The sequence below is a fragment of the Lutibacter flavus genome, from assembly GCF_900188355.1.
GTDB lineage: Bacteria > Bacteroidota > Bacteroidia > Flavobacteriales > Flavobacteriaceae > Lutibacter > Lutibacter flavus.
Window position 1 is genome coordinate 445,091 of record NZ_FZNX01000003.1, and the last position, 23,983, is coordinate 469,073.

At 31.2% G+C, this 23,983-nt stretch carries 38 protein-coding genes; 2 read left to right on the forward strand and 36 right to left on the reverse strand.

The annotated features are described in order from the left end of the window. Positions 1-33 precede the first annotated feature (33 nt). Complete coding sequence (locus CHB63_RS10895) at positions 34-756, forward strand: head GIN domain-containing protein (protein WP_089378483.1); 723 nt, start codon at positions 34-36, stop codon at positions 754-756. Between the two features lie 170 nt (positions 757-926). Further along, the gene (locus CHB63_RS10900) at positions 927-2,735 is read left to right on the forward strand and encodes a hypothetical protein (protein WP_245856919.1); all 1,809 of its coding nucleotides are present in this window, start codon (positions 927-929) and stop codon (positions 2,733-2,735) included. A gap of 62 nt (positions 2,736-2,797) precedes the next feature. Here the strand turns inward: CHB63_RS10900 and CHB63_RS10905 are convergent, their stop codons facing one another. The 36 genes from CHB63_RS10905 to rpsJ form a co-directional block, all read right to left on the reverse strand. Next, positions 2,798-3,214 carry an RrF2 family transcriptional regulator gene (locus CHB63_RS10905; protein ID WP_089378484.1) on the reverse strand — a complete coding sequence of 139 codons (417 nt, stop codon included), beginning with the start codon at positions 3,212-3,214 and terminating at the stop codon, positions 2,798-2,800. A gap of 27 nt (positions 3,215-3,241) precedes the next feature. Beyond that, positions 3,242-4,180, reverse strand: a complete 939-nt coding sequence (gene ctlX, locus CHB63_RS10910; protein ID WP_089378485.1) for a citrulline utilization hydrolase CtlX — start codon at positions 4,178-4,180, stop codon at positions 3,242-3,244. Between the two features lies 1 nt (position 4,181). Beyond that, on the reverse strand, positions 4,182-5,096 hold the full coding sequence (locus CHB63_RS10915) for a dimethylarginine dimethylaminohydrolase family protein (protein WP_089378486.1): 915 nt from the start codon (positions 5,094-5,096) through the stop codon (positions 4,182-4,184). Positions 5,097-5,177: 81 nt separating this feature from the next. Continuing rightward, positions 5,178-6,464 (reverse strand): citrate synthase, encoded by a 1,287-nt coding sequence (locus CHB63_RS10920; protein ID WP_089378487.1) that lies wholly within the window; start codon positions 6,462-6,464, stop codon positions 5,178-5,180. A 182-nt stretch (positions 6,465-6,646) separates the two neighbouring features. Further along, on the reverse strand, positions 6,647-7,933 hold the full coding sequence (gene eno / locus CHB63_RS10925) for a phosphopyruvate hydratase (RefSeq protein ID WP_089378488.1): 1,287 nt from the start codon (positions 7,931-7,933) through the stop codon (positions 6,647-6,649). Positions 7,934-8,084: 151 nt separating this feature from the next. Further along, positions 8,085-9,191, reverse strand: a complete 1,107-nt coding sequence (gene carA / locus CHB63_RS10930) for a glutamine-hydrolyzing carbamoyl-phosphate synthase small subunit (RefSeq protein ID WP_089378489.1) — start codon at positions 9,189-9,191, stop codon at positions 8,085-8,087. 20 nt (positions 9,192-9,211) lie between these two features. Beyond that, the gene (locus tag CHB63_RS10935) at positions 9,212-9,892 is read right to left on the reverse strand and encodes a hypothetical protein (RefSeq protein WP_089378490.1); all 681 of its coding nucleotides are present in this window, start codon (positions 9,890-9,892) and stop codon (positions 9,212-9,214) included. A gap of 70 nt (positions 9,893-9,962) precedes the next feature. After that, positions 9,963-10,451 carry a 50S ribosomal protein L17 gene (gene rplQ, locus CHB63_RS10940; protein ID WP_089378491.1) on the reverse strand — a complete coding sequence of 163 codons (489 nt, stop codon included), beginning with the start codon at positions 10,449-10,451 and terminating at the stop codon, positions 9,963-9,965. A 35-nt stretch (positions 10,452-10,486) separates the two neighbouring features. Then, entirely contained in the window at positions 10,487-11,479 is a 993-nt protein-coding gene (locus CHB63_RS10945) for a DNA-directed RNA polymerase subunit alpha (RefSeq protein ID WP_089378492.1), read from the reverse strand. A gap of 22 nt (positions 11,480-11,501) precedes the next feature. Continuing rightward, positions 11,502-12,107 (reverse strand): 30S ribosomal protein S4, encoded by a 606-nt coding sequence (gene rpsD, locus CHB63_RS10950; protein ID WP_089378493.1) that lies wholly within the window; start codon positions 12,105-12,107, stop codon positions 11,502-11,504. Positions 12,108-12,194: 87 nt separating this feature from the next. Continuing rightward, on the reverse strand, positions 12,195-12,578 hold the full coding sequence (rpsK, locus tag CHB63_RS10955) for a 30S ribosomal protein S11 (protein ID WP_089378494.1): 384 nt from the start codon (positions 12,576-12,578) through the stop codon (positions 12,195-12,197). A gap of 11 nt (positions 12,579-12,589) precedes the next feature. After that, positions 12,590-12,964, reverse strand: coding sequence for a 30S ribosomal protein S13 (gene rpsM / locus CHB63_RS10960; RefSeq protein ID WP_089378495.1), 375 nt, complete (start codon positions 12,962-12,964; stop codon positions 12,590-12,592). A 2-nt stretch (positions 12,965-12,966) separates the two neighbouring features. After that, positions 12,967-13,083, reverse strand: a complete 117-nt coding sequence (ykgO, locus tag CHB63_RS10965) for a type B 50S ribosomal protein L36 (protein WP_081932050.1) — start codon at positions 13,081-13,083, stop codon at positions 12,967-12,969. A 13-nt stretch (positions 13,084-13,096) separates the two neighbouring features. Continuing rightward, the gene (gene infA, locus CHB63_RS10970; RefSeq protein ID WP_068206835.1) at positions 13,097-13,312 is read right to left on the reverse strand and encodes a translation initiation factor IF-1; all 216 of its coding nucleotides are present in this window, start codon (positions 13,310-13,312) and stop codon (positions 13,097-13,099) included. After that, entirely contained in the window at positions 13,312-14,646 is a 1,335-nt protein-coding gene (gene secY / locus CHB63_RS10975) for a preprotein translocase subunit SecY (RefSeq protein ID WP_089378496.1), read from the reverse strand. Before secY ends, infA begins: the two co-directional genes overlap by 1 nt. A gap of 10 nt (positions 14,647-14,656) precedes the next feature. Continuing rightward, complete coding sequence (rplO, locus tag CHB63_RS10980) at positions 14,657-15,109, reverse strand: 50S ribosomal protein L15 (RefSeq protein ID WP_089378497.1); 453 nt, start codon at positions 15,107-15,109, stop codon at positions 14,657-14,659. 13 nt (positions 15,110-15,122) lie between these two features. Continuing rightward, entirely contained in the window at positions 15,123-15,305 is a 183-nt protein-coding gene (rpmD, locus tag CHB63_RS10985; RefSeq protein WP_089378498.1) for a 50S ribosomal protein L30, read from the reverse strand. A gap of 11 nt (positions 15,306-15,316) precedes the next feature. Further along, positions 15,317-15,841 (reverse strand): 30S ribosomal protein S5, encoded by a 525-nt coding sequence (gene rpsE / locus CHB63_RS10990; RefSeq protein WP_089378499.1) that lies wholly within the window; start codon positions 15,839-15,841, stop codon positions 15,317-15,319. 5 nt (positions 15,842-15,846) lie between these two features. Next, positions 15,847-16,200 (reverse strand): 50S ribosomal protein L18, encoded by a 354-nt coding sequence (gene rplR, locus CHB63_RS10995; RefSeq protein WP_089378500.1) that lies wholly within the window; start codon positions 16,198-16,200, stop codon positions 15,847-15,849. 14 nt (positions 16,201-16,214) lie between these two features. Continuing rightward, the gene (gene rplF, locus CHB63_RS11000) at positions 16,215-16,760 is read right to left on the reverse strand and encodes a 50S ribosomal protein L6 (protein WP_089378501.1); all 546 of its coding nucleotides are present in this window, start codon (positions 16,758-16,760) and stop codon (positions 16,215-16,217) included. Positions 16,761-16,777: 17 nt separating this feature from the next. Then, positions 16,778-17,176 (reverse strand): 30S ribosomal protein S8, encoded by a 399-nt coding sequence (gene rpsH / locus CHB63_RS11005; protein ID WP_089378502.1) that lies wholly within the window; start codon positions 17,174-17,176, stop codon positions 16,778-16,780. Positions 17,177-17,238: 62 nt separating this feature from the next. Next, on the reverse strand, positions 17,239-17,508 hold the full coding sequence (gene rpsN / locus CHB63_RS11010) for a 30S ribosomal protein S14 (protein WP_089378503.1): 270 nt from the start codon (positions 17,506-17,508) through the stop codon (positions 17,239-17,241). Positions 17,509-17,511: 3 nt separating this feature from the next. Further along, on the reverse strand, positions 17,512-18,063 hold the full coding sequence (gene rplE / locus CHB63_RS11015) for a 50S ribosomal protein L5 (protein WP_089378504.1): 552 nt from the start codon (positions 18,061-18,063) through the stop codon (positions 17,512-17,514). 2 nt (positions 18,064-18,065) lie between these two features. Next, a complete protein-coding gene (gene rplX / locus CHB63_RS11020) occupies positions 18,066-18,371 on the reverse strand; it encodes a 50S ribosomal protein L24 (RefSeq protein WP_089378505.1) in 306 nt (101 codons plus the stop codon). Positions 18,372-18,386: 15 nt separating this feature from the next. After that, positions 18,387-18,758 (reverse strand): 50S ribosomal protein L14, encoded by a 372-nt coding sequence (gene rplN, locus CHB63_RS11025; RefSeq protein WP_089378506.1) that lies wholly within the window; start codon positions 18,756-18,758, stop codon positions 18,387-18,389. A gap of 2 nt (positions 18,759-18,760) precedes the next feature. Then, positions 18,761-19,018, reverse strand: coding sequence for a 30S ribosomal protein S17 (rpsQ, locus tag CHB63_RS11030; protein WP_089378507.1), 258 nt, complete (start codon positions 19,016-19,018; stop codon positions 18,761-18,763). A gap of 19 nt (positions 19,019-19,037) precedes the next feature. Continuing rightward, on the reverse strand, positions 19,038-19,229 hold the full coding sequence (gene rpmC, locus CHB63_RS11035) for a 50S ribosomal protein L29 (protein WP_089378508.1): 192 nt from the start codon (positions 19,227-19,229) through the stop codon (positions 19,038-19,040). Between the two features lie 15 nt (positions 19,230-19,244). Continuing rightward, positions 19,245-19,673, reverse strand: coding sequence for a 50S ribosomal protein L16 (gene rplP, locus CHB63_RS11040; RefSeq protein WP_089378509.1), 429 nt, complete (start codon positions 19,671-19,673; stop codon positions 19,245-19,247). Between the two features lie 23 nt (positions 19,674-19,696). Further along, complete coding sequence (rpsC, locus tag CHB63_RS11045; RefSeq protein WP_089378510.1) at positions 19,697-20,422, reverse strand: 30S ribosomal protein S3; 726 nt, start codon at positions 20,420-20,422, stop codon at positions 19,697-19,699. 5 nt (positions 20,423-20,427) lie between these two features. Beyond that, a complete protein-coding gene (rplV, locus tag CHB63_RS11050; protein ID WP_089378511.1) occupies positions 20,428-20,838 on the reverse strand; it encodes a 50S ribosomal protein L22 in 411 nt (136 codons plus the stop codon). A 9-nt stretch (positions 20,839-20,847) separates the two neighbouring features. Further along, the gene (gene rpsS, locus CHB63_RS11055; RefSeq protein WP_089378512.1) at positions 20,848-21,129 is read right to left on the reverse strand and encodes a 30S ribosomal protein S19; all 282 of its coding nucleotides are present in this window, start codon (positions 21,127-21,129) and stop codon (positions 20,848-20,850) included. 7 nt (positions 21,130-21,136) lie between these two features. Next, positions 21,137-21,961, reverse strand: coding sequence for a 50S ribosomal protein L2 (gene rplB / locus CHB63_RS11060; protein ID WP_089378513.1), 825 nt, complete (start codon positions 21,959-21,961; stop codon positions 21,137-21,139). Between the two features lie 8 nt (positions 21,962-21,969). Further along, complete coding sequence (gene rplW, locus CHB63_RS11065) at positions 21,970-22,260, reverse strand: 50S ribosomal protein L23 (RefSeq protein ID WP_089378514.1); 291 nt, start codon at positions 22,258-22,260, stop codon at positions 21,970-21,972. A 9-nt stretch (positions 22,261-22,269) separates the two neighbouring features. Continuing rightward, complete coding sequence (gene rplD, locus CHB63_RS11070) at positions 22,270-22,899, reverse strand: 50S ribosomal protein L4 (RefSeq protein ID WP_089378515.1); 630 nt, start codon at positions 22,897-22,899, stop codon at positions 22,270-22,272. After that, on the reverse strand, positions 22,899-23,516 hold the full coding sequence (rplC, locus tag CHB63_RS11075; protein WP_089378516.1) for a 50S ribosomal protein L3: 618 nt from the start codon (positions 23,514-23,516) through the stop codon (positions 22,899-22,901). The genes rplD and rplC overlap by 1 nt, the downstream gene beginning before the upstream one ends. A gap of 147 nt (positions 23,517-23,663) precedes the next feature. Continuing rightward, a complete protein-coding gene (gene rpsJ, locus CHB63_RS11080; protein ID WP_089378517.1) occupies positions 23,664-23,969 on the reverse strand; it encodes a 30S ribosomal protein S10 in 306 nt (101 codons plus the stop codon). Between the last annotated feature and the right edge of the window lie 14 nt (positions 23,970-23,983).

Genomic DNA, 23,983 nt, shown 5'->3' on the forward strand with positions numbered 1-23,983 from the left:
GACATAAGTTTGAAAAACTAAAAATTATAAACAATGAAAATAATAACCAAAATTATCGCAATAGTTATTCTTCTAATTTCTACCACATCTTGTTTTATTGATGGGTTTACCGGAATTAAAGGAAACAACCATGTAGTAACAGAAGATAGGACTATTAGTTCCGACTTTGATGTAATTAAAGTACAACAAGGCATTCAGTTACATTTAACACAAGATAATTCAACAGAGTTAAAAGTTGAAGCCGATGAGAATATTATAGATATTCTAATTACAGAAGTTCAAAATAATGAATTAAAAATATATTTTGAAAAAAATGTATACAGAGCAAAAGCTAGAAATGTTTATTTAACTACAGAAAACATTAAAAAAATTAAAGCTTCTAGCGGAGCTTCTGTTAAATCAGAAAACACACTTCAATCAACATCGTTAGAGTTAGATGCTAGTAGTGGAAGTTCTATTAAAGTATATGTTAATGCTAATGATGTAAACAGCGAAACATCAAGTGGTGCCAATATAGATGTTTTTGGAAAAACAACTACATTTTCCGCAAGCGCTAGTAGTGGAAGCTCAATTGATGCTGATGAATTAAAATCAGTTGATGCTTATGCAAAAGCTAGTAGTGGGGCAAATATTAATGTAAACGTCTCAGGAAAACTAACCGCAAAAGCTAGTAGCGGTGGTGATATCGATTATGAAGGAAATCCAAAAGATGTTAACAAAGACACCTCTTCTGGAGGCAGTGTATCAGGAAGCTAATTCCAATTTATATATTTAAATTGTTAAGCCAGTTCACTTTAAGTGTGCTGGTTTTTTTCATAAACTATTGTGAAAATTACCCTATATATGATAATTGTCAGTTTTATTGAAGGGTTGTTAATTACTTTTGCCACTTAGCATTTTTTGTCAATAAATAAAAAATAAATAATATGCAAAAACAAAAAAACCCCCATTCCTTTCATATTCCAGTAATGGGTCTTGCATTTACATTAGATAGTCCAATTAAAATTGCCAAATATGGTATTTCATCTGTAATTTCAATTGTAGATGATGTTATCGTTGAAAAAATGAACGAATATTATTCAAATAAATTTGAAATTCCGTTCAAAGCAATTTCAACTAAAGTAGAAGATTATAGGGCTAAAAGAATTACCTCTTATCTTAATACTGTAGACTCTATTGTAAATAATACTTTTGAAAATTTAAAAAAGAGTTTTGAAGAAAAAAGTAGTGAATTCGATAAATATATTGAAATGCTACCTGATTTTTCAGAAATAAAACAAAGTTTTGTAAATACTATTCAACATAATTCTTTAAAAGAAGACGTTTCTAATTGGATTGAAAACCATTTAAAACCTGGAAGTATTGATGTAAATATCATGACAAAGCTTGATAAAGCTAATTTTAAAGGAAAGGAAAAACTTCCAACGGAATTTAATGATGCCCACGCAGCCTTAAGAGGTTTTGCAAATAGTAATTTAGAATCTTCAATAGTTTTATCTGCAGGAATGAATCCAAGATTGTATGCTTACTTTGAAAGTTTCAATGATTTTTTTCCTGATGAACAAGGAAATATAAAAAAGAAAATAATATTAAAAGTAAGTGATTATAGATCCGCATTAATTCAAGGGAAATTTTTAGCAAAAAAAGGACTTTGGGTTTCTGAATACAGAATTGAATCTGGATTAAATTGTGGTGGTCATGCTTTTGCTTCTGATGGTTATTTATTAGGGCCTATTTTAGAAGAGTTTAAAGGTAATAAAAACGCTTTAATTGATGATGTTCATAGCATATTAATAAATGCTTTGGAAACTAAAGGTAAGGCAATTCCAGCATCAAAATTAGATTTAAACATTACTGTACAAGGTGGAGTTGGAAATTCAAAAGAACAAGAGTTTTTATTAGATAATTATAACATTGATTCTGTAGGTTGGGGAACACCCTTTTTATTAGTTCCTGAAGCAACAACAGTAGATTCTGAAACTATTGAAACATTAAAAAAAGCAACAGAAAAGGATTTGTTTTTGAGTAATGTTTCTCCTTTAGGTGTGCCTTTTAATAGTTTAAAAAACAGCACCAACGAAATTATTAAAAACAATAGAATTGAAAATAATAAAGCTGGAAGTTCTTGTCCTAAAAAGTTTCTTGCATTAAGCTTAGATTCAAAAGGAAGACCAATTTGTACGGCTTCAAAAAAATACCAAACTCAACAATTAGAAGAGTTATCTCTAGAAAATTTAGAGCAAACAATTTTTGAAGCAAAGTCAAAACAAATTACAGATAAAACTTGTTTGTGTGAAGGCCTTGCAAATGCTGCAGTTATAAATTATAATATGCCTCATAAAGGTGAAGATCAAGGTGTCGCAATTTGTCCTGGTCCAAACATGGCTTATTTTTCAAAAGAACTTTCTTTAAAAGAAATGGTAAGCCATATTTATGGTAAATCTAATGTTGTTTCAACAACAAGCAGACCTCATATGTTCATAAAAGAATTATCTATGTATGTTGATTATTTTTCAAATAAAGTAGAAGAATTTAAAGACACCTTCAGTAAAAAGCAAGAAAAATATTTAAACACATTTAAAAATAATTTAAATGATGGTATTGAATATTATCAGATATTATTTTCTAACACCTTAAATAATTTTGAAGTTTCTAATGATCAGTTATTATTGGAGTTAGTTCATTTAAAAAATGAATTATTCGAAATAAAAATTCCTATACTAGAGAAAGTATAAACATAAAAAAGGGGCTTCGAATTGAAAGCCCCTTTTTTATCCTTTTTAATATTTCAATATTTTTAATCACCACAGTGAAAATCTTTTAAAGTTTTATTTTCTAAAACTTTTAGAGTACTATCTCTCACTTCAACCATTAATCTATTTATACTACAAAGTTCTTCACTCTTGCAGTCATCACATTTTTCGTAATAGTTTAAACTAACACAAGGTAACATTGCTATTGGCCCTTCCAGCACTCTAATAACTGTTGAAATTTTAATTTCACTTGGCTTTTTAAGTAAATAATAGCCTCCTCCTTTACCTTTCTTTGAGGCTAGAATGCCATTCTTCTTTAAAATAAGTAAAATACTCTCTAAAAATTTTTTAGATATATTTTCTGATTCAGAAATATCAGAAATTAAAACAGGCTCATTAATGGGTTGCTTAGCAAGATAACTAAGAGCCTTAAGTCCGTATTTTGTTTTTTTAGAAAGCATCTTTAAATTTACAATTTTTCGATTTAATTATAACTCTTTTGGTAAAAAAACTTCGGCCATCATGCAACGTGCACTTCCTCCTCCACAAGCTTCAATTGTAGCTAAAGAACTATGCAAAATTTCACAATGTTTTTCAATTCTGTTAATTTGCTGCTTACTTAAACAATCATAAGCAGCTGTTGACATTACTAAGTATTTTTCGTCATTTGAGCCTAAAACTTGTAACATATTCCCTGCAAAACTATTTACTTGGTCTTCAGTAATAGTAATAACCTCTTTTTTGTCTTCCTTTAAATGTTTTAAGACCTCTTTTCTTTCCTTCTTATCATCAATACTATCCAAACAAATTATCGCAAATTTTTCTGCAAGAGCCATCATCACATTTGTATGATATATTGGCAATCGTTTTTCTTCTACTGTTTGAAATGAAACAAATGGAACGGGTGTATATTCAAAGTCTTCACAGAATTCAATAAACAAATCTTCATCTGCCCTAGGTGAAAGAGCACAATAAGCTTTTCTGTTAACTCTATCTAATAACAAGCTTCCTGTTCCTTCTAAAAAAACCCCCTCATCTTCAGCAGATGTATAATCAACTATATTATTTATTACAAATCCTAATTCTTCAAGTTTATTAAAAATATCTTCTCGTCTTTCTAAACGTCTATTCTCTGCAAACATAGGATACAAACCTATATCTCCGTTTTCATGAAAAGAAATCCAATTATTTGGAAAAATTGAATCAGGAGTATCGGTTTCTTTGGTATCGTTAATAACAACAACATTCACTCCAATGTTTTGTAATTTCTCAACAAAACTATCAAATTCTTGTAACGCCTTAAATTGAACAGTTTCTGGAGTTAAATTATCAAGTACTTTCTGATAATAATTATTAACCGATGTTTGCTCATTCATCCTAAATGAAACCGGACGAATCATTAAAATAGTATTTGTTATTTGTTTCATACTAATCTCTTATTAATGGTATTGTTGTACATCTTAATAAACCTTCCTGCTTTCCAATTTCGGCATAGGGAACTTCTTCTACTGTAAAACCCTGTTCTCTTAGCCAATTATTCAATCTTGTAAAGTTTTTTTCGGAAACTACTACTTGATCTGATATTGAAAAAACATTTGAAAACATTTGATACATTTCATCTTTTGAAATATGAAACAAGTTTTCCATACCAAATAAGTTTACCAAATAATTATAATCTTCTTCATTTTTAAAACCCTCTTTATGAATAATTGCTTTATCCTTTCCAACAGGTTGAAAACAACAATCTAAGTGCAACGAATTATCTCTAGCTATAGTATTTGATTTAACCAAATCAAATTCTTTAACAATTTTATTTGGAAACAGATTTTTAATAAAATTAACTCCTTTCATATTAGTTCTGGCAGTAATTATATCCTTATAATCCTCACCTTTATAAGTGCCAATAAAAATATGATTATTCCACAGCATTACATCTCCGCCTTCAAAATGAATATCATCCGTTGTTTCAATAATTTTAGCAGGATTAATCTGATCTAAAATATACTGTATTGCATTAATTTCTTTTTCTCTATCTGGTAAGATATTAGATTTTACCAACTTATCTTCAATAACAAATGCAATATCTCTGGAAAATATTTGATTGTAATTAGGAATTACTTTTGGCCTATAAACTTTAACATCATATTTTTTAAAAACCTTGTTTAAAGCTTCCATTTCTTGAATCATATCTTTTTCAAGAGGATAAGTTCCTGCCTTTATATGTTCAATTGATTTAGGATCATAAGCATCTTCAACTTTTGGTATTGGACCGTTGCTTTCTGCAATTCCAAGAATAACAGCTCTAAGACGAGAAGTTTCGTCTTGAACATTCAATTTTATCATATTCTAAATATTTTTCAGTAAAAATAACAAAACCTCATAAATTAATATGAGGTTTTGTTAATATTTTAATTTTTAAATATTTTATCTTTTACTTTCTTCTACAAAAGGTCTAAGAGTAGCTCCTATATAAAGTTGTCGTGGTCTACTAATTGGTTCCTTTTTAATACGCATTTCTTTCCATTGTGCAATCCAACCAGGTAATCTACCTAAAGCAAACATTGCTGTAAACATTGGTACTGGAATTCCAAGAGCTCTATATATAATTCCTGAATAAAAATCTACATTTGGATACAAATTACGAGATTTAAAATATTCATCACTTAATGCCTCTTTTGCCAATCCTCTGGCAATATCTAAAACTGGATCATCAATCCCTAAATCATTTAAAACTTCTTCTGCGGATACTTTAATTATATTAGCTCTAGGATCAAAGTTCTTATACACTCTATGTCCAAATCCCATTAAACGGAATGGATCGTTTTTATCCTTTGCCTTTTCAATATATTTTTGATAACCTCCACCATCTTCTTTTATTTCTTCTAACATTTCAATTACTGCCTGATTGGCTCCACCATGAAGTGGTCCCCAAAGTGCTGAAATACCTGCAGAAATTGATGCAAATAAACCTGCATGAGATGAACCTGCAATTCTAACTGTTGAAGTAGAACAGTTTTGCTCGTGATCAGCATGTAAAATAAGTAACTTATTAAGTGCTTTAACCACTGTTTGGTTCATTTTATATTTTTCATTAGGAAGTTCAAACATCATTTTTAAGAAGTTTTCTACATATCCTAAAGAGTTATCTCCATAACTTAAAGGTAAGCCTTCTTCTTTTCTGTATGCCCAAGCAACTAAAACCGGAAACTTACCAAGAATTTTAACAATTGCTCTGTACATATCCTCTTCAGAATCTACATTTACACTTTTAGGATTAAATGCAGTTAAAGCACTTGTTAAAGCAGATAAAACTCCCATTGGATGGGCAGATTTAGGAAATCCATCTAAAATTTTCTTTACATCTTCATCTACCAATGCGGTTTTTTGAATATCACTATGAAATTTTGCATTTTGTTCTTTTGTAGGTAATTCACCAAAAATTAATAAATATGCTACTTCTAAAAATTCAGATTTTTCAGCTAACTCTTCAATTGAATATCCTCTATAACGCAAAATACCTTTTTCCCCGTCTAAAAATGTAATAGCACTTTTACAAGAACTTGTATTTTTAAATCCAGCATCTAGCGTTGTAATACCACTTGTAACAGTTCTTAGAGTACTAATATCTATTGTAATTTCGTTTTCCGATCCTTTTAAAACTGGAAATTCATATTTCTTCCCTTCTACTTCTAAAGTTGCAATATTGGACATAGTATATATTGGGTATATTTATATTATTAATTTATTAAATTTAAGTATAGCGAATTTAATGAATTTTCAACTATTTTAAAAGAATTTTAAAAATCATTTACTAAATATGTATATATTGTTACATAAATAAAAAAAGCCGAGAAAATTCTCGACTTTTTAATAATTCTTTATTATTTAACGAATTAAATTTTGAATGCTTTATCTTGTGGATAGTAAGCAACACTGCCTAATTCTTCTTCAATTCTTAATAATTGGTTATATTTTGCCATTCTATCAGAACGAGAAGCAGATCCTGTCTTAATTTGACCACAATTTAATGCAACTGCTAAATCTGCAATTGTATTGTCTTCCGTTTCTCCAGATCTATGTGACATAACAGAAGTGAACCCAGCATTATGAGCCATATTAACCGCTGCAATAGTTTCTGTTAAAGTCCCTATTTGATTTACTTTAATTAAAATAGAATTTGCAATCCCATTTTCAATACCACGAGATAAACGTTCTACATTTGTAACAAATAAATCATCACCAACTAATTGAACTCTGTCTCCAATTTTCTCTGTTAAGTATTTCCATCCTTCCCAGTCATTTTCATCCATTCCATCTTCAATAGATATAATTGGGTATTTTGCAGATAATTCAGCTAAATAATCAGCTTGTTCTTCTGAAGTTCTAATTACACCTTTATCACCTTCAAATTTTGTGTAGTCATATTTTCCGTCAACAAAAAATTCAGCTGCAGCACAGTCTAATGCTAATTTAACTTCAGCACCTGGTTTGTAACCAGCATTTTCAATAGCTCTTAATACAGTTTCAATTGCATCTTCCGTTCCATCAAATGTTGGAGCAAATCCACCTTCATCACCAACTGCAGTACTTAAACCTCTATCGTGAATTAATTTCTTTAAATTATGAAAAATTTCACTTCCCATTTTTAAAGCTTCAGTGAAGTTTTTTGCCATAACTGGCATAATCATAAATTCTTGAAAAGCAATAGGAGCATCAGAGTGAGATCCACCATTAATAATATTCATCATTGGTACTGGCAAAGTGTTACCACTTACACCACCAACATAACGATATAATGGCATTTCTAATTCATTTGCAGCTGCTTTTGCAACAGCCAAGGAAACACCCAAAATTGCGTTAGCTCCTAATTTAGATTTATTTTTTGTACCATCTAACTCAATCATCATTTGATCGATATAGTTTTGTTCAAATACAGAAGTTCCTAAAAGTTCTTCAGCTATAATTTCATTAACATTTTTTACAGCTTTTAAAACTCCTTTTCCCATATAATCTTTTCCACCATCACGCAATTCCATTGCTTCATGTTCTCCTGTAGAAGCTCCTGACGGAACCGCTGCTCTACCTAATACACCATTTTCTGTAACTACATCAACTTCTACCGTTGGATTTCCTCTTGAATCAAATATTTGACGTGCATGAACACTTAAAATTATACTCATTTTTTTATTATTTTTAAAATTTATTTTCTTCTTCAAAGTTACGAATTTTAAGGCAATTTTATATTCAATTTCACACCTTTTATACGATAACGTTTTCGTTTTTTATAATTAAAAAAAGCCATTAACTAGTTTAGTTAGTGGCTTTTATATTTTATACTTTTGATACTTTTATATTATCAATAAACTGATCAAATAAGTAGGAGGAATCATGCGGTCCGGGACTAGCTTCTGGATGATATTGCACTGAAAAACAATTTTTATTTTTCATTTTCATACCTGCCAAAGTATTATCATTTAAATGAATATGTGTTACTTCAAAATCTTCATGATTCTCTACATCTTCTCGTTTCACTACAAAACCATGATTTTGAGAAGTTATTTCACCTTTTCCTGAAATAATATTTTTTACCGGATGGTTAATACCTCTATGCCCATTATGCATTTTATAGGTTGAAATTCCATTTGCTAATGCAATTACCTGATGTCCCAAACAAATACCAAATAATGGTAAATCTTCTTTAATAATTTCTTTAGCAATTTCTTGAGCTTCTTTTAACGGATTAGGATCTCCAGGTCCGTTAGATAAAAAATAACCATCAGGGTTAAAAGTTTTCATATCCTGAAATGAAGCATTGTACGGGAAAACTTTGATATAACATCCTCGATTCGCTAAATTTCTTAATATGTTCTTTTTAATCCCAATATCTAATGCTGATATTTTAATAGGAGCATTTTCATCTCCAAAACAATAAGTTTCTTTAGTAGATACTTTTGATGCTAATTCCAATCCTTCCATATTTGGTACAGATTGCAATTTTTCTTTTAACATATTTAAATCAGTTTCGGTAGAAATAACAGCATTCATAGCTCCTTTATCTCTAATATATCTAACAACAGCTCTAGTATCAATATCAGAAATTGCCATTAAGTTCTGCTTTTCAAAATAATTATCAAGAGAATCTTGGGCATTTTCCCTAGAATAATTAAAACTAAAGTTCTTACAAACTAAACCCGAAATTTTAATAGAATCTGATTCTACTTCTTCATCATTTATTCCATAGTTTCCAATATGAGCGTTGGTTGTTAACATTAGTTGACCAAAATAAGAAGGATCCGTAAATACTTCCTGATAACCTGTCATACCAGTATTATAACAGATTTCTCCAAAAGCCGTTCCGTCTCTTCCGATTGATTTCCCTTCGAAAACCGTTCCATCTGCTAATAATAAAATTGCCTTTTTTCTTTTAGTATATTTCATATTTATACAAATAATTATTTTTAAAGATCTTTATTTAAAATTTTAAAACCAAACTTAAGTATTTTAATAACATCATTTTCTTTTTTATATGATAATCTTTCTTTGTCAACAAACTGCTCTATACTGTCATTATATTTATTATCTACAAACAACTCTGTTATTCCTTTTTTATTAAGTTCTAATTTTTTAAAATCCCCATTTAATTTAACTAAGAAATTATAAATTAAATATGTTCTAGTTCTACCAACCTTACCATCCAAACGATTAATTGCCCCCTCTCTATACTCAATATCGTGCTTTTTCAAAAAAGCATTTTCTCCCTTTTCAAATAAAACCTCGTAAAATGTATTATTAATATTCTTAAATAAGTGATTATTAATTTTAATTGAATCAATCAACGAACTTTTAAATGAAAATAATTTATCTCTTTTTATTCTACTTTCAAAAGAATTAGTTGTAGCATTAAAATTTATATTAGAAATAATATATTTCTGATTAGCATAATATAAAACTCCTTCATTGCTGTAATTAGGGTAAAGATAGGTGTCGTTACTTAAATCCTTTAGTTCACCAACAAATTCAACTCCCTGATGAGTAATTAATCTGCTTTCAATATTCTTTATTGTTATTTTTTGTGAGTAGGAAAAATTATAAATTAAAAAAGTAACTAAAAGAATTAAAACTCTTTTTTGAAATATCATAAATTCTTATATTTAAAAAAAGGATAAACTATAAATAGTTTATCCTTCTAAAATTATTAAAGACTTTACATTAATTATCGTCTTTCTTTTCTTGTATTGTTTCAACAGACTCAGAAGCTTTTGCTTCAACAGTTTCAGCAACTTTAGATTTACCTCTACGGGTAGTTTTCTTTTTCTTTTTACTATTAGGATTATATGAAGTATTATAATCAACTAATTCAACCATAGCCATAGGAGCATTATCTCCTTGACGGTTTCCTAATTTTATAATTCTTAAATAACCTCCTGGTCTATCTGCTACTTTTACAGAAACTTCTTTAAATAATTCTGTTACAGCAAATTTATTTCTTAAATAACTAAATACAACTCTACGGTTATGAGTAGTATCGTCTTTTGATTTTGTAATTAAAGGCTCTACGAATACTCTTAAAGCTTTAGCTTTAGCAACTGTAGTATTAATACGCTTGTGTTCTATTAATGAACAAGCCATATTAGCAAACATAGCTTTTCTATGAGCTGTTTGTCTTCCTAAGTGATTAAATTTCTTTCCGTGTCTCATCTCTATCTTAACTTAACTAAAACCTAAGTTTTAAATTAATCTTTGTCTAATTTATATTTGCTTAAATCCATTCCAAAGTTCAACCCTTTATTGTGAACTAATTCATCTAATTCGGTTAAAGATTTTTTACCGAAATTACGGAACTTCATTAAGTCGTTTTTATTAAATGATACTAAATCACCTAAAGTATCAACTTCAGCAGCTTTTAAACAATTAAGTGCTCTTACAGATAAATCCATATCCACTAATTTTGTTTTAAGCAACTGACGCATATGTAATGATTCCTCATCATATGTCTCAGTTTGTGCAATTTCATCCGCCTCTAAAGTTATACGCTCGTCAGAGAATAGCATAAAGTGGTGAATTAAAATTTTGGCAGCTTCAGTTAAAGCATCCTTTGGTGCAATAGATCCATCAGTAGTAATATCAAACACTAATTTTTCATAATCAGTTTTTTGCTCTACACGAAAGTTCTCTACAGCATATTTTACATTTTTAATTGGTGTAAAAATAGAATCTGTAAAAATTGTTCCAAGGGCTACGCCAGACTTTTTATTTTCTTCAGCAGGCACAAAACCTCTCCCTTTTTCAATAGTTATTTCGAAATCTAAAGAAACTGACTTCTCCATATTACAAATAACCAAATCATGATTTAATACTTGAAAACCAGAAATATATTTTTGTAAATCCCCTGCAGTTAACTGTTCTTTATTTGAAATTGAAATATTTACAGTTTCTCTATCAGAATCTTCAATTTGCTTCTTAAAACGAACTTGTTTTAAGTTCAAAATTATTTCAGTTACATCTTCTACAACACCTTTAATTGTAGAAAATTCATGCTCAATACCTTCAATACGAAGTGAAGTAATTGCAAAACCTTCTAGCGAAGATAAAAGCACTCTTCTTAAAGCATTACCAACAGTTAAACCAAATCCAGGTTCTAACGGTCTAAATTCAAATCTACCGTTAAAATCGGTAGAATCAATCATTATTACTTTATCGGGCTTTTGAAAATTTAAAATTGCCATAATTGAATTGGTATCTTTAAAATTATTTAGAATATAATTCTACTATTAATTGTTCCTTAATGTTTTCTGGAATTTGAATTCTTTCAGGTACACTAACAAAATTTCCTTGCTTAGTATCTGAATTCCAAGTAAGCCATTCATAAACATCATTTCTATTTGCTAAAGAATCTTCTATAGCAACTAATGATTTAGATTTTTCTCTTACGGCCACAACATCTCCAGCATTTAAAGAAAATGAAGGTATATTTACTAACTCTCCATTTACAGTTATATGTCTATGTGAAACTAATTGACGAGCACCACTACGACTGCGAGAAATCCCTAATCTATAAACAACGTTGTCTAAACGAGATTCACAAAGTTGTAATAAAATTTCACCAGTTACACCAGTAGATGCAGATGCTTTTTTAAATAAGTTAGAGAATTGTCTCTCTAATATACCGTAAGTATATTTTGCTTTTTGCTTTTCAGCTAATTGCATAGCGTATTCAGATTTTTTTCCTCTACGTCTATTATTACCATGTTGTCCTGGAGGATAATTTCTTTTTTCAAAAGATTTATCTTCTCCAAAGATCGCTTCGCCAAATTTACGAGCAATTTTTGTTTTTGGTCCTGTATATCTTGCCATTTCTTTTAAATTAATGATAGGGATTATGAATTAAGGCTTATCCTTCGATAATCTAAAATCCTATCGGTTAAAATATTATTTAATTAATTATACTCTTCTTCTTTTTGGAGGTCTACAACCATTATGTGGTAATGGAGTAACGTCAATAATTTCAGAAACTTCAATTCCTAAATTGTGAATTGATCTAATTGCCGATTCACGTCCGTTACCAGGCCCTTTTACATAAACTTTCACTTTTCTCATACCTGCTTCATGTGCTACTTTTGCACAATCTTCAGCAGCTAATTGAGCAGCATAAGGAGTGTTCTTTTTAGAACCTCTAAATCCCATTTTTCCAGCTGATGACCAAGAAATTACATCACCTCTTTTATTTGTAAGTGAAATAATAATATTGTTGAACGAAGCTGTGATGTGTGCTTCACCAACTGCCTCAACAATAACTTTACGTTTTTTAGTACTTGCTTTCGCCATAATCTTAGTTATTATTTAGTTGCTTTTTTCTTATTAGCTACAGTTTTACGTTTACCTTTTCTAGTTCTAGAATTATTTTTGGTTCTTTGACCTCTTAAAGGTAATCCTGATCTATGACGAATACCTCTATAACATCCAATATCCATTAATCGCTTAATGTTTAATTGAATTTCTGAACGTAATTCACCTTCAATTGTTAAAGTACCAACAGCTTCACGAATATCGTGAATCTCTTCATCAGTCCAATCTTGAACTTTAGTGCTTTCGTCAACTTTTGCTTCAGCTAAAATTTCTTTAGCTTTACTCCTACCAATTCCAAAAATATATGTTAATGCAATAACACCTCTTTTGTTTTTTGGAATATCAATACCTGCTATTCTTGCCATAACTATCCTTGTCTTTGTTTAAATCTAGGATTCTTTTTATTGATTACATATAATCTGCCTTTTCTACGCACAATTTTGCACTCGGCACTTCTCTTTTTTACTGATGTTCTAACTTTCATCGGTTTATATACTTTAATATCTGTAAGTAATTCTTGCTTTTGTTAAATCGTAAGGACTCATTTCCAACTTCACCTTATCTCCAGGTAATAATTTAATATAATGCATACGCATTTTACCTGAAATATGTGCTGTTACAATATGTCCGTTTTCCAACTCTACACGAAACATTGCATTAGACAATGCTTCTGTAATTGTTCCATCTTGTTGTATTGCTGGTTGCTTAGCCATTATGCTACTGATTTTCTTTTAGTTCCCTTTTTCATTAATCCATCATAATGACGATTTAATAAATGAGAGTTAATTTGTTGTATCGTATCAATTGCAACACCAACCATAATTAGCAATGACGTTCCACCATAAAATAATGCCCAAGATTGTGTCAATCCAAATTTAACAACAATAGCTGGTAAAATTGCAACTATTGCTAAGAACAATGATCCTGGGAATGTTATTAAAGATAAGATACGGTCTAACATTTCAGCAGTATCTTTACCTGGTCTTATACCCGGAACAAAACCACCGCTTCTCTTTAAATCATCAGCCATTTTATTTGTAGGTATGGTAATTGCAGTATAAAAATAACTAAAAATTATAATTAAGAATGCAAATAATAGATTATACCACAATCCAAACATATTAGAAAATTCTATACCAATAGATTTAATCGTTTCATTTTCAGATCTAGCCAATAAAGCAGGAGCAAACATAATTGCTTGTGCAAAAATAATTGGCATAACACCTGAAGAGTTCAATTTTAACGGTAAATAATCTCTTGCTCCAGAAACATTCTTAATATTTCCAGCAACCGTTTTTCTAGCATATTGAACTGATATTCTTCGAACCGCTGTAACTAAGTAAACACATACTAAAATTACTAAGAACCATAATATAACTTCAATCAACATCATTATCATACCTCCATTAGATGCCGTAACTTTCGAAACCGCCTCTTGAATAAAAGATCCTGGAAAACGAGCAATAATACCAATCATAATTAATAATGAAATACCATTACCAATACCCTTATCTGTAATTTTTTCACCCAGCCACATTGCAAATATTGTTCCGGCCGTTAAAATTACCATAGAAGTTATCCAAAACATACTTCCACTAATATAAAATGCAGAAGAAGGTATTAATTGGTAAATATTAGTAATATACGCAGGCCCTTGAACCATTGTAATTGCTATAGTTAACCAACGCGTAATTTGATTAATCTTTTTTCTACCACTTTCACCATCCTTTTGAAGTTTCTGTAAATAAGGAACCGCAATTCCCATTAACTGAACAACAATAGAAGCAGAAATATAAGGCATAATACCTAAAGCTACAATAGATGCTTGAGCAAATGCTCCACCAGTAAACATATCTAGTAAACCTAAAATACCTCCTCCACTTGTTTGATTTTGAAGAGCAGCCTGAGCTACAGTAATGTCAATACCTGGAAGTGGAACTTGAGCAGCAAAACGATATATAGCCATAAACCCAAGTGTTAATAGAATCTTATTTCTAAGTTCTTCTATACTCCAAATGTCTTTAATGGTTTGAATAAATTTTTTCATCTAATTGAGATTATAACGTTTCAGCTGTACCACCAGCATTTTCGATTGCAGTTTTAGCAGTTGCCGTAAATTTATGAACTGTTACATTTAATTTTGCTTTTAACTCACCATTACCTAATATTTTAACTAGATCATTTTTACGAGCTAAACGATTTTCTACTAATACATCGAATGTAACCGAATCCTTAATTTTACCATTATCAACCAATTCTTGAAGTTTATGTAAATTTACACCTACATATTCTTTACGATTAATATTTGTAAAACCAAACTTTGGTACACGTCTTTGTAATGGCATTTGACCACCTTCAAATCCTATCTTTCTAGAATAACCTGAACGTGACTTAGCCCCTTTATGACCTCTTGCAGCCGTACCTCCTTTACCAGAACCTTGTCCTCTACCAATTCTTTTTCCTTGGCCCTTAACTGATCCTGCAGCAGGTTTTAAGTTATTTAATGTCATCTTATATAAAATGTTATTTAACTTCTTCTACAGAAATTAAGTGTTTAACTGTATTTACCATTCCAAGGATAGCCGGAGTAGCCTCATGTTCCACCACTTGATTCAACTTACGTAAACCTAAAGCCTCCAAAGTTCTTTTTTGGTTCTGAGGACGTCTAATTTGACTTTTTACTTGTGTTACTTTTATTTTTGCCATCTCTCCTTGTTTTATCCTTTAAATACTTTTTCTAAAGAAATTCCTCTTTCCTTAGCAATCATACTAGCACTACGCAATTGTAATAAAGCATCAAAAGTAGCCTTTACAACATTATGTGGGTTTGATGAACCTTGTGATTTTGATAATACATCATGTACACCAACAGATTCAAGTACCGCACGCACTGCACCACCCGCAATAACTCCTGTACCATGTGAAGCTGGCTTTAAAAACACCTTAGCTCCACCAAATTTACCTTTTTGTTCGTGAGGTAAAGTTTGCTTAATAATTGGAATTCTTACTAAATTTTTCTTTGCATCTTCAATTGCCTTAGCAATTGCAGAAGCAACATCTTTAGACTTACCTAATCCGTGACCAACAACACCATTACCATCTCCAACTACCACAATAGCTGAAAAACCAAATGCTCTACCCCCTTTTGTTACTTTCGTAACTCTTTGTACACCTACTAAATGATCTTGTAGTTCTAACCCGCTAGGTTTTACTCTTTCTACGTTTTTGTATTTATGATACATATTTACTAAAATTTTAAACCTGCTTCTCTCGCAGCGTCTGCTAGAGCTTTAACTCTACCGTGATACAAAAATCCATTTCTATCAAATGCAACAGTTTCTACACCTGCTTTAATTGCTTTTTCAGCGATACTTTTACCTACTGCTTTTGCAACATCAGATTTTGAACCTGTAGATTCAATTTCTTTATCTCTTGATGAAACTGATACTAACGTAGCACCTGCGTTGTCATCTACTAATTGAGCATAAATTTCTTTGTTACTTCTAAACACAGATAATCTCGGTTTAGATTCAGTTCCAAATACTATTTTTCTAATTCTATGCTTAATTCTAATTCTTCTTTCAAGCTTTGATAATGCCATAATATAATAACTTATTATGCAGATTTACCTGCTTTTCTTCTTAATATTTCTCCTACAAACTTAACTCCTTTTCCTTTGTATGGTTCTGGTTTACGCATAGAACGAATCTTTGCAGCCACAGCACCAACAAGTTGCTTATCAAATGAAGATAATTTTATAATTGGATTCTTTCCTTTTTCTGAAATAGTTTCAACTTTCACTTCTGGAGCTACATCTAAAATTATATTGTGAGAAAATCCTAAAGCTAATTCCAAAACTTGACCTTGGTTACTTGCTCTATATCCAACACCTACTAATTCTAATTCTTTAGACCATCCTTGTGAAACTCCTGTAATCATATTATTTAATAAAGCTCTGTATAAACCATGCTTTGCTTTATGGCTTTTACTTTCAGAAGGTCGTTCTAAAACAACTGAACCTTCTTCAACTTTTACAGTAATATCATCCTTTATTTCCTGAGTTAACTCTCCCAATTTTCCTTTAATAGTAACTACATTCTCTTTTACATCAAATGTAACACCTTCAGGTAATGTGATTGGGTTTTTTCCTATTCTTGACATCTTTGCTTAGTTCTTTATTAATATACGTAACATAAAACTTCTCCACCAACATGTTCTTGACGAGCTTGCTTGGTTGTCATAACACCTTTAGATGTAGATATAATTGCTATACCTAATCCATTTAAAACACGTGGCATTTCATCTGCACCAACATATTTCCTTAATCCAGGCGTACTAACACGTTGTAATTTTTTTATTACCGAAGCTTTAGACTCTTTGTCATACTTCAAGGCAATTTTAATTGCACCTTGAAAACCAGTTTCATCGAATTTATAACTTAAAATATAACCTTGATCAAATAAAATCTTAGTTATTTCTTTTTTAATTTTTGAAGCCGGAACTTCAACAACTCTATGGCCTGCCATAATTGCGTTTCTAACTCTAGTTAGATAATCTGCGATTGGATCTGTAATCATTTATATTAATTTGCGGTTTTGGTTTTCAATATTTTAATCGAACCTAAAACCAATTTATAATTTTACCAACTTGCTTTTCTAACACCTGGTATTAAACCTTGATTTGCCATTTCACGAAATGTAACACGCGAAATACCAAACTGTCTCATATACCCTTTAGGTCTTCCTGTTAATTTACAACGATTGTGTAAACGAACTGGTGATGCATTTTTTGGAAGTTTTTGTAAGGCTTCAAAATCACCAGCTTCTTTTAAAGCTTTTCGTTTTTCAGCATACTTATCAACCATCTTTTGTCTCTTAACCTCACGGGCTTTCATTGATTCTTTAGCCATTCCTTAATTTTTTTTAAAGGGTAAACCTAATTCACTTAATAACGATTTTGCTTCTTTATCCGTTTGAGCAGATGTTACAAAAGTAATATCCATACCACTAATTTTGTTTACTTTATCTATATCAATTTCCGGGAAAATGATTTGTTCAGTAATTCCTAAATTGTAGTTTCCTCTACCATCAAAACCCGTAGCCTTAATACCTCCAAAATCTCTCACACGAGGTAAGGATGCAGTTACTAATCTATCTAAAAATTCGTACATTTTCTCACCTCTCAATGTTACTTTAGCACCAATCGCTACACCTTTACGTAATTTAAAGGCAGCAACATCTTTTTTAGATAACGTAGATACAGCTTTTTGACCAGTAATTTTAGTCAATTCATCTACAGCATAATCAATTAATTTTTTATCGGCAACAGCTGCACCAACTCCTTTACTAATTACGATCTTTTGTAATTTAGGAACTTGCATAATGCTTTTGTAACTAAATTCTTCAGTAAGAGTTTTTACTACTTTAGTATTATACTCTTCTTTAAGTCTTGGTATATAAGCCATAACTAAATTGCTTTATCAGTTTTTTTAGAGAACCTAACTTTCTTTTCATCTTCAATTCTATAACCAACTTTTGTCACGCCACCATCTTCTAGCAACATTAAATTAGAAATATGTATTGAAGCTTCTTTTTTCACAATACCACCTTGAGGATTTTGTGCGCTTGGCTTTGAATGTTTAGATATCATATTAACACCTTCAACAATCGCTCTATTTTTATTTGGAAAAATTGTAACAACCTTTCCCTCTTCTCCTTTATGATCACCTGTCATTACTCTAACAGTATCTCCTGATTTTATCTTTAATTTCATCTCTTAAATAATTTATTAAAGCACTTCAGGTGCTAATGATACAATTTTCATAAATTGTTTTTCACGAAGCTCTCTTGCTACAGGACCGAATACACGAGTTCCTTTCATTTCACCAGAAGTACCATCTAATAACACACATGCATTATCATCAAAACGTATATAAGATCCGTCTTTTCTTCTGATTTCTTTCTTCGTTCTAACAACTACTGCTTTAGAAACTTGACCTTTTTTAACCGATCCATTTGGTGTAGCATCTTTAATACTAACAACAATTTTGTCTCCAATTGATGCATAACGCTTTTTAGTTCCTCCTAAAACACGAATTACTAAAACTTCTTTAGCTCCAGTATTATCTGCGACTCTTAATCTTGATTCTGTCTGTAACATAATTATTTAGCTCTTTCTAGGATTTCTACTAATCTCCAACGTTTAGATTTACTCATTGGACGTGTTTCCATAATTCTAACAGTATCTCCAATATTGCAATCATTTGTCTCATCGTGTGCAACATATTTCTTTGTGCTTAACACGAACTTTCCGTACATAGGGTGTTTCACTTTTTTAACTTCAGCAACAACAATAGATTTCTCCATTTTATTACTAGAAACTACACCTATTCTCTCTTTTCTAAGATTTCTTTTTTCCATCTTTTACTTCTGAATACAATTATTGTAATTCTCTTTTAGTTAATTCAGTAGCTACACGCGCTACAGTTCTTCTAAGCACTCTTAATTGCAACGGAGTTTCCAACGGTGAAATTGAGTGAGCCATTTTTAGATCTGTATAGCTCTTTTTTAAACTTCCAAGTTGTTCTTTTAACTCTTCAGTTGATAATTCTATAATTTCTGATTGTTTCATTTTCTTAATCGGTTATTAAGCGTTATCAAAATCTCTAGCTACAACAAACTTTGTTTTTACAGGAAGTTTTTGTGCCGCCAAACGTAAAGCTTCTTTTGCTATATGTGCTGGTACTCCACCAACTTCAAACATAATTCTACCAGGTTTAACAACTGCAACAAAATATTCAGGAGCACCTTTACCTTTACCCATACGTACTTCTAATGGTTTTTTGGTAATTGGTTTATCCGGAAATATTTTTATCCATAATTGACCTTCCCTTTTCATATGACGAGTAGCTGCAATACGAGCTGCTTCTATTTGACGAGATGTAAGTAAGTTCTGTTCCAAAGATTTGATCCCAAACATTCCATTAGAAAGTTGGTGCCCTCTTTGAGAATTTCCAGTCATATTCCCTTTCGCCTTCTGTACTTTACGATATTTAACTCTCTTTGGCTGTAACATTTTAATTTCTAAATTTTAAAAATTTATTTCCTTTTGCGATTTTGTGGTCTTTTAGAATTTCCACCTCTATCAGAACCCTTTCCTTGTTTTTTAGAAAGACCAACTAGTGGTGATAATTCTCTTTTTCCATAAACCTCGCCTTTCATAATCCATACTTTTACACCCAAACGGCCGTAAGTTGTATGAGATTCTACAAGTGCATAATCAATATCAGCTCTAAAGGTAGAAAGAGGAATTCTTCCTTCTTTATAGTGTTCAGAACGAGCCATTTCTGCTCCGTTTAAACGACCTGAAATTTGAACTTTTATTCCTTCAGCATTCATACGCATTGTAGCAGCAATTGCCATTTTTATAGCTCTTCTATATGAGATTCTATTCTCAATTTGACGTGCTATACTGCTAGCTACTAAACGTGCATCTAATTCCGGACGTTTAATTTCAAATATGTTAATCTGAACTTCCTTGCCAGTAATTTTTTTAAGTTCTTCTTTTAACTTGTCTACCTCTTGTCCACCTTTCCCAATAATAATACCAGGTCTAGCAGTAGTGATAGTAACGGTTACAAGTTTAAGTGTGCGCTCAATAATTACAGTTGAAACACTTGCTTTTGATAATCGGGCATGTATATACCTTCTTATTTTATCATCTTCAGTAATTTTATCACCGTAGTTTCTTCCTCCATACCAGTTAGAATCCCATCCTCTGATAATTCCTAAACGATTTCCTATTGGATTTGTTTTTTGTCCCATACTACTTATGATTGTTTGCTTACATTTTTACTTCCTAAGACTAAAGTTACATGATTAGAACGTTTTCTAATTCTATGTGCACGCCCTTGAGGTGCAGGTCTTAATCTTTTTAACATTCCTGCGCTATCTACAAAAATTTCTTTTACAAATAATCCCGCGTCTTCAATGCTTGAATCTTCGTTTTTCGCTTGCCAGTTTGCAATTGCACTTAACAATAATTTTTCTAAATTTATTGATGCTTCTTTTGAATTAAATTTTAAGATTTGAAGTGCTTTTTCAACTTCAACTCCTCTAACTAAATCCGCAACTAAACGCATTTTTCTAGGTGATGTAGGACAACCTGTAAGTTTAGCAAAAGCCATTTGCTTTTTCTCCTCTTTTATCTGTTGTGCTCTTATTTTTTTTCGAACTCCCATGATTTCCTACTATTTTTTTCCTTTATTTTTTCTGTCTGCACCATGTCCTCTATATGAACGTGTCGGTGAAAACTCTCCTAATTTATGCCCTACCATATTCTCAGTTACATAAACTGGTACAAATTGACGTCCGTTATGAACTGCAATTGTTTGACCAACAAAATCCGGAGTAATCATTGATGCTCTCGACCAAGTTTTGATTACTGCCTTATTTCCTGATTCAATTTTATCTTGTACTTTCTTCTCAAGTTTATGAAAAACGTAAGGTCCTTTCTTTAATGAACGTGCCATATATCAATTATTTTTTTCTACGTTCTATAATATATTTATTACTCGCTTTTGTCTTAGATCTGGTTTTAAAACCTTTTGCAGGTATTCCGTTTCTAGATCTAGGATGTCCTCCTGAAGATTTACCCTCACCACCACCCATTGGGTGATCAACTGGATTCATTACTACTGGTCTTGTTCTAGGTCTTCTTCCCAACCAACGACTTCTTCCAGCTTTCCCTGAAACTAATAATTGATGATCTGAATTAGACACAACTCCTATTGAAGCTGAACAAGTAACAAGCACTAATCTTGTTTCCCCTGATGGTAATTTAATAGTTGCATACTTTCCATCTCTTGCCATTAATTGTGCAAACGAACCAGCGCTACGAGCCATAACAGCCCCTTGACCAGGATGTAACTCAATACAAGAAATTGTAGTACCTAAAGGAATTTCACTTAATAACATCGTATTTCCAACATCAGGAGTAGCTCCCTCACCAGAAATAACTGTTTGACCAATTTGTAAACCATTTTGAGCGATTATATATCGCTTCTCTCCATCTTTATAAAATAAAAGAGCAATAAATGCTGTACGATTTGGATCGTATTCAATTGATTTAACTGTTGCAGGAATACCACTCTTATCTCTTTTAAAATCGATAATACGATATTGTTTTTTATGACCACCACCAATATAGCGCATCGTCATTTTACCTTTACTGTTTCGACCTCCAGACCTTTTTTTCGGAGCTAATAAACTTTTCTCCGGCTTATCAGTAGTTATGGTGTCGAACCCATTTACTACTCTAAAACGCTGACCTGGTGTTACTGGTTTTAATTTTCTAACTGACATTTTTATCTTTAGATATTGCTATAAAAATCAATACTTTCTCCTTCTGCTAACTGAACAATTGCTTTTTTATAAGCTCCTTTCATTGCTTGTACAATTCCACTTTTTGTGTATTTTGTATTACGCTGAACTGGATAATTCATTGTTTTTACACTTTCAATTTCAACACCGTAAGCTTTTGCAACAGCATTTTTAATTTCAAGTTTATTAGCTTTCTTATTTACAACAAAAGCATAACGATTAAATAATTCGCTATCATTTGTTGCTTTCTCCGTTATAATAGGTTTAATTAAAATATTCATATCTGCTACCTATTTACTTAAATTAGATTCAATCCCTTCCAAAGAACCTTCTGAAAGGATTACTTTATTTGCATTTAACAATTCATAAGTGCTTAAACCTGTGTTTATTACAGTTTTTGAACGTTTTAAATTGCGCGATGACAAATATACATTATTATTTGATTCGGCCAACACAAAAAGAGATTTTTTCCCTTCTAAACCAAATGCTTGCAAAATTGAAGTAAAATTTTTGGTTTTAGGAGTTTCAAAATTGAAGTCTTCTACAACTATAATATTGTTCTCTTTTGCTTGAATACTTAAAGCTGATCTACGAGCTAATCTTTTTAAATTTTTATTTAATTTAAAAGAGTGATCTTGTGGTCTCGGTCCAAATACTCTACCTCCACCTCTAAAAACAGGAGATTTAATACTACCTGCACGTGCTGTACCTGTACCTTTTTGTTTCTTGATCTTTCTAGTACTTCCAGAAATCTCAGCTCTCTCTTTAGCTTTGCTAGTTCCTTGTCTTTTATTCGCCAAAAAATGTTTTACATCTAAGTAAACAGCATGATCATTTGGCTCTATTCCATATACAGCATCAGAAAGTTCAACTTTTCTACCTGTATCTTTTCCTTGTATGTCTAAAACTGATACTTCCATTATTTCTGAATGATTACATAAGCGTTTTTATGTCCAGGAACTGCTCCCTTAACAACAAGTAAATTCTTTTCTGGAACTACTTTTAAAACTCTTAAATTTTGAACTGTAACTTTACTTCCTCCCATTCTACCTGCCATACGCATTCCTTTGAATACTCTTGCAGGATAAGATGCAGCACCTATTGATCCTGGTGCTCTTAAACGGTTGTGTTGACCGTGAGTAGCTTGACCTACACCGGCAAAACCGTGACGTTTTACAACACCTTGAAATCCTTTACCTTTTGAAGTAGCTGATACATCAACAAATTCTCCTTCAGTAAAAACTTCAACTGTTAGTTGATCACCTAAATTGTACTCCTCATCAAAACCTTGAAATTCGATAACTTTTTTCTTGGCAACGGTTCCAGCTTTTTTAAAGTGACCATCTAAAGCTTTATTAGAGCTTTTTGCCTTCTTGTCATCGAAACCAAGTTGAAGGGCTTTATACCCATCTACTTCTTCGGTTCTGACTTGGGTAACTACGCATGGACCTGCTTCGATTACTGTACAAGGAATATTTTTCCCGTTTTCATCAAATAAGCTGGTCATTCCGATTTTTCTTCCTATTAACCCAGACATTTTAATTTAATTTAATTAATAATTTATTTTTATTTCAAAAAAATAGGGTTGAAAATAATTCAACCCTGAATTTATTTTCTTTCCGTTTTTCCTTCGTCAATCGCTCCGGACATGTTTATTGAAAGTTCCCTTTCAATATTAAAGTAACTAAACTTTAATTTCTACCTCAACTCCACTTGGAAGTTCTAATTTCATTAAAGCATCAATAGTTTTAGATGATGAACTATAAATGTCTAATAATCTTTTGTAAGAACTTAATTGGAATTGTTCTCTAGATTTTTTGTTTACGTGTGGTGAACGTAATACTGTAAAAATCTTTTTATGAGTTGGCAATGGAATTGGTCCGTTTACAACTGCACCAGTACTTTTTACCGTTTTTACGATTTTTTCAGCAGATTTATCTACTAAATTGTAATCGTACGATTTTAATTTTATTCTAATTTTTTGACTCATCGTTATTAATTTAG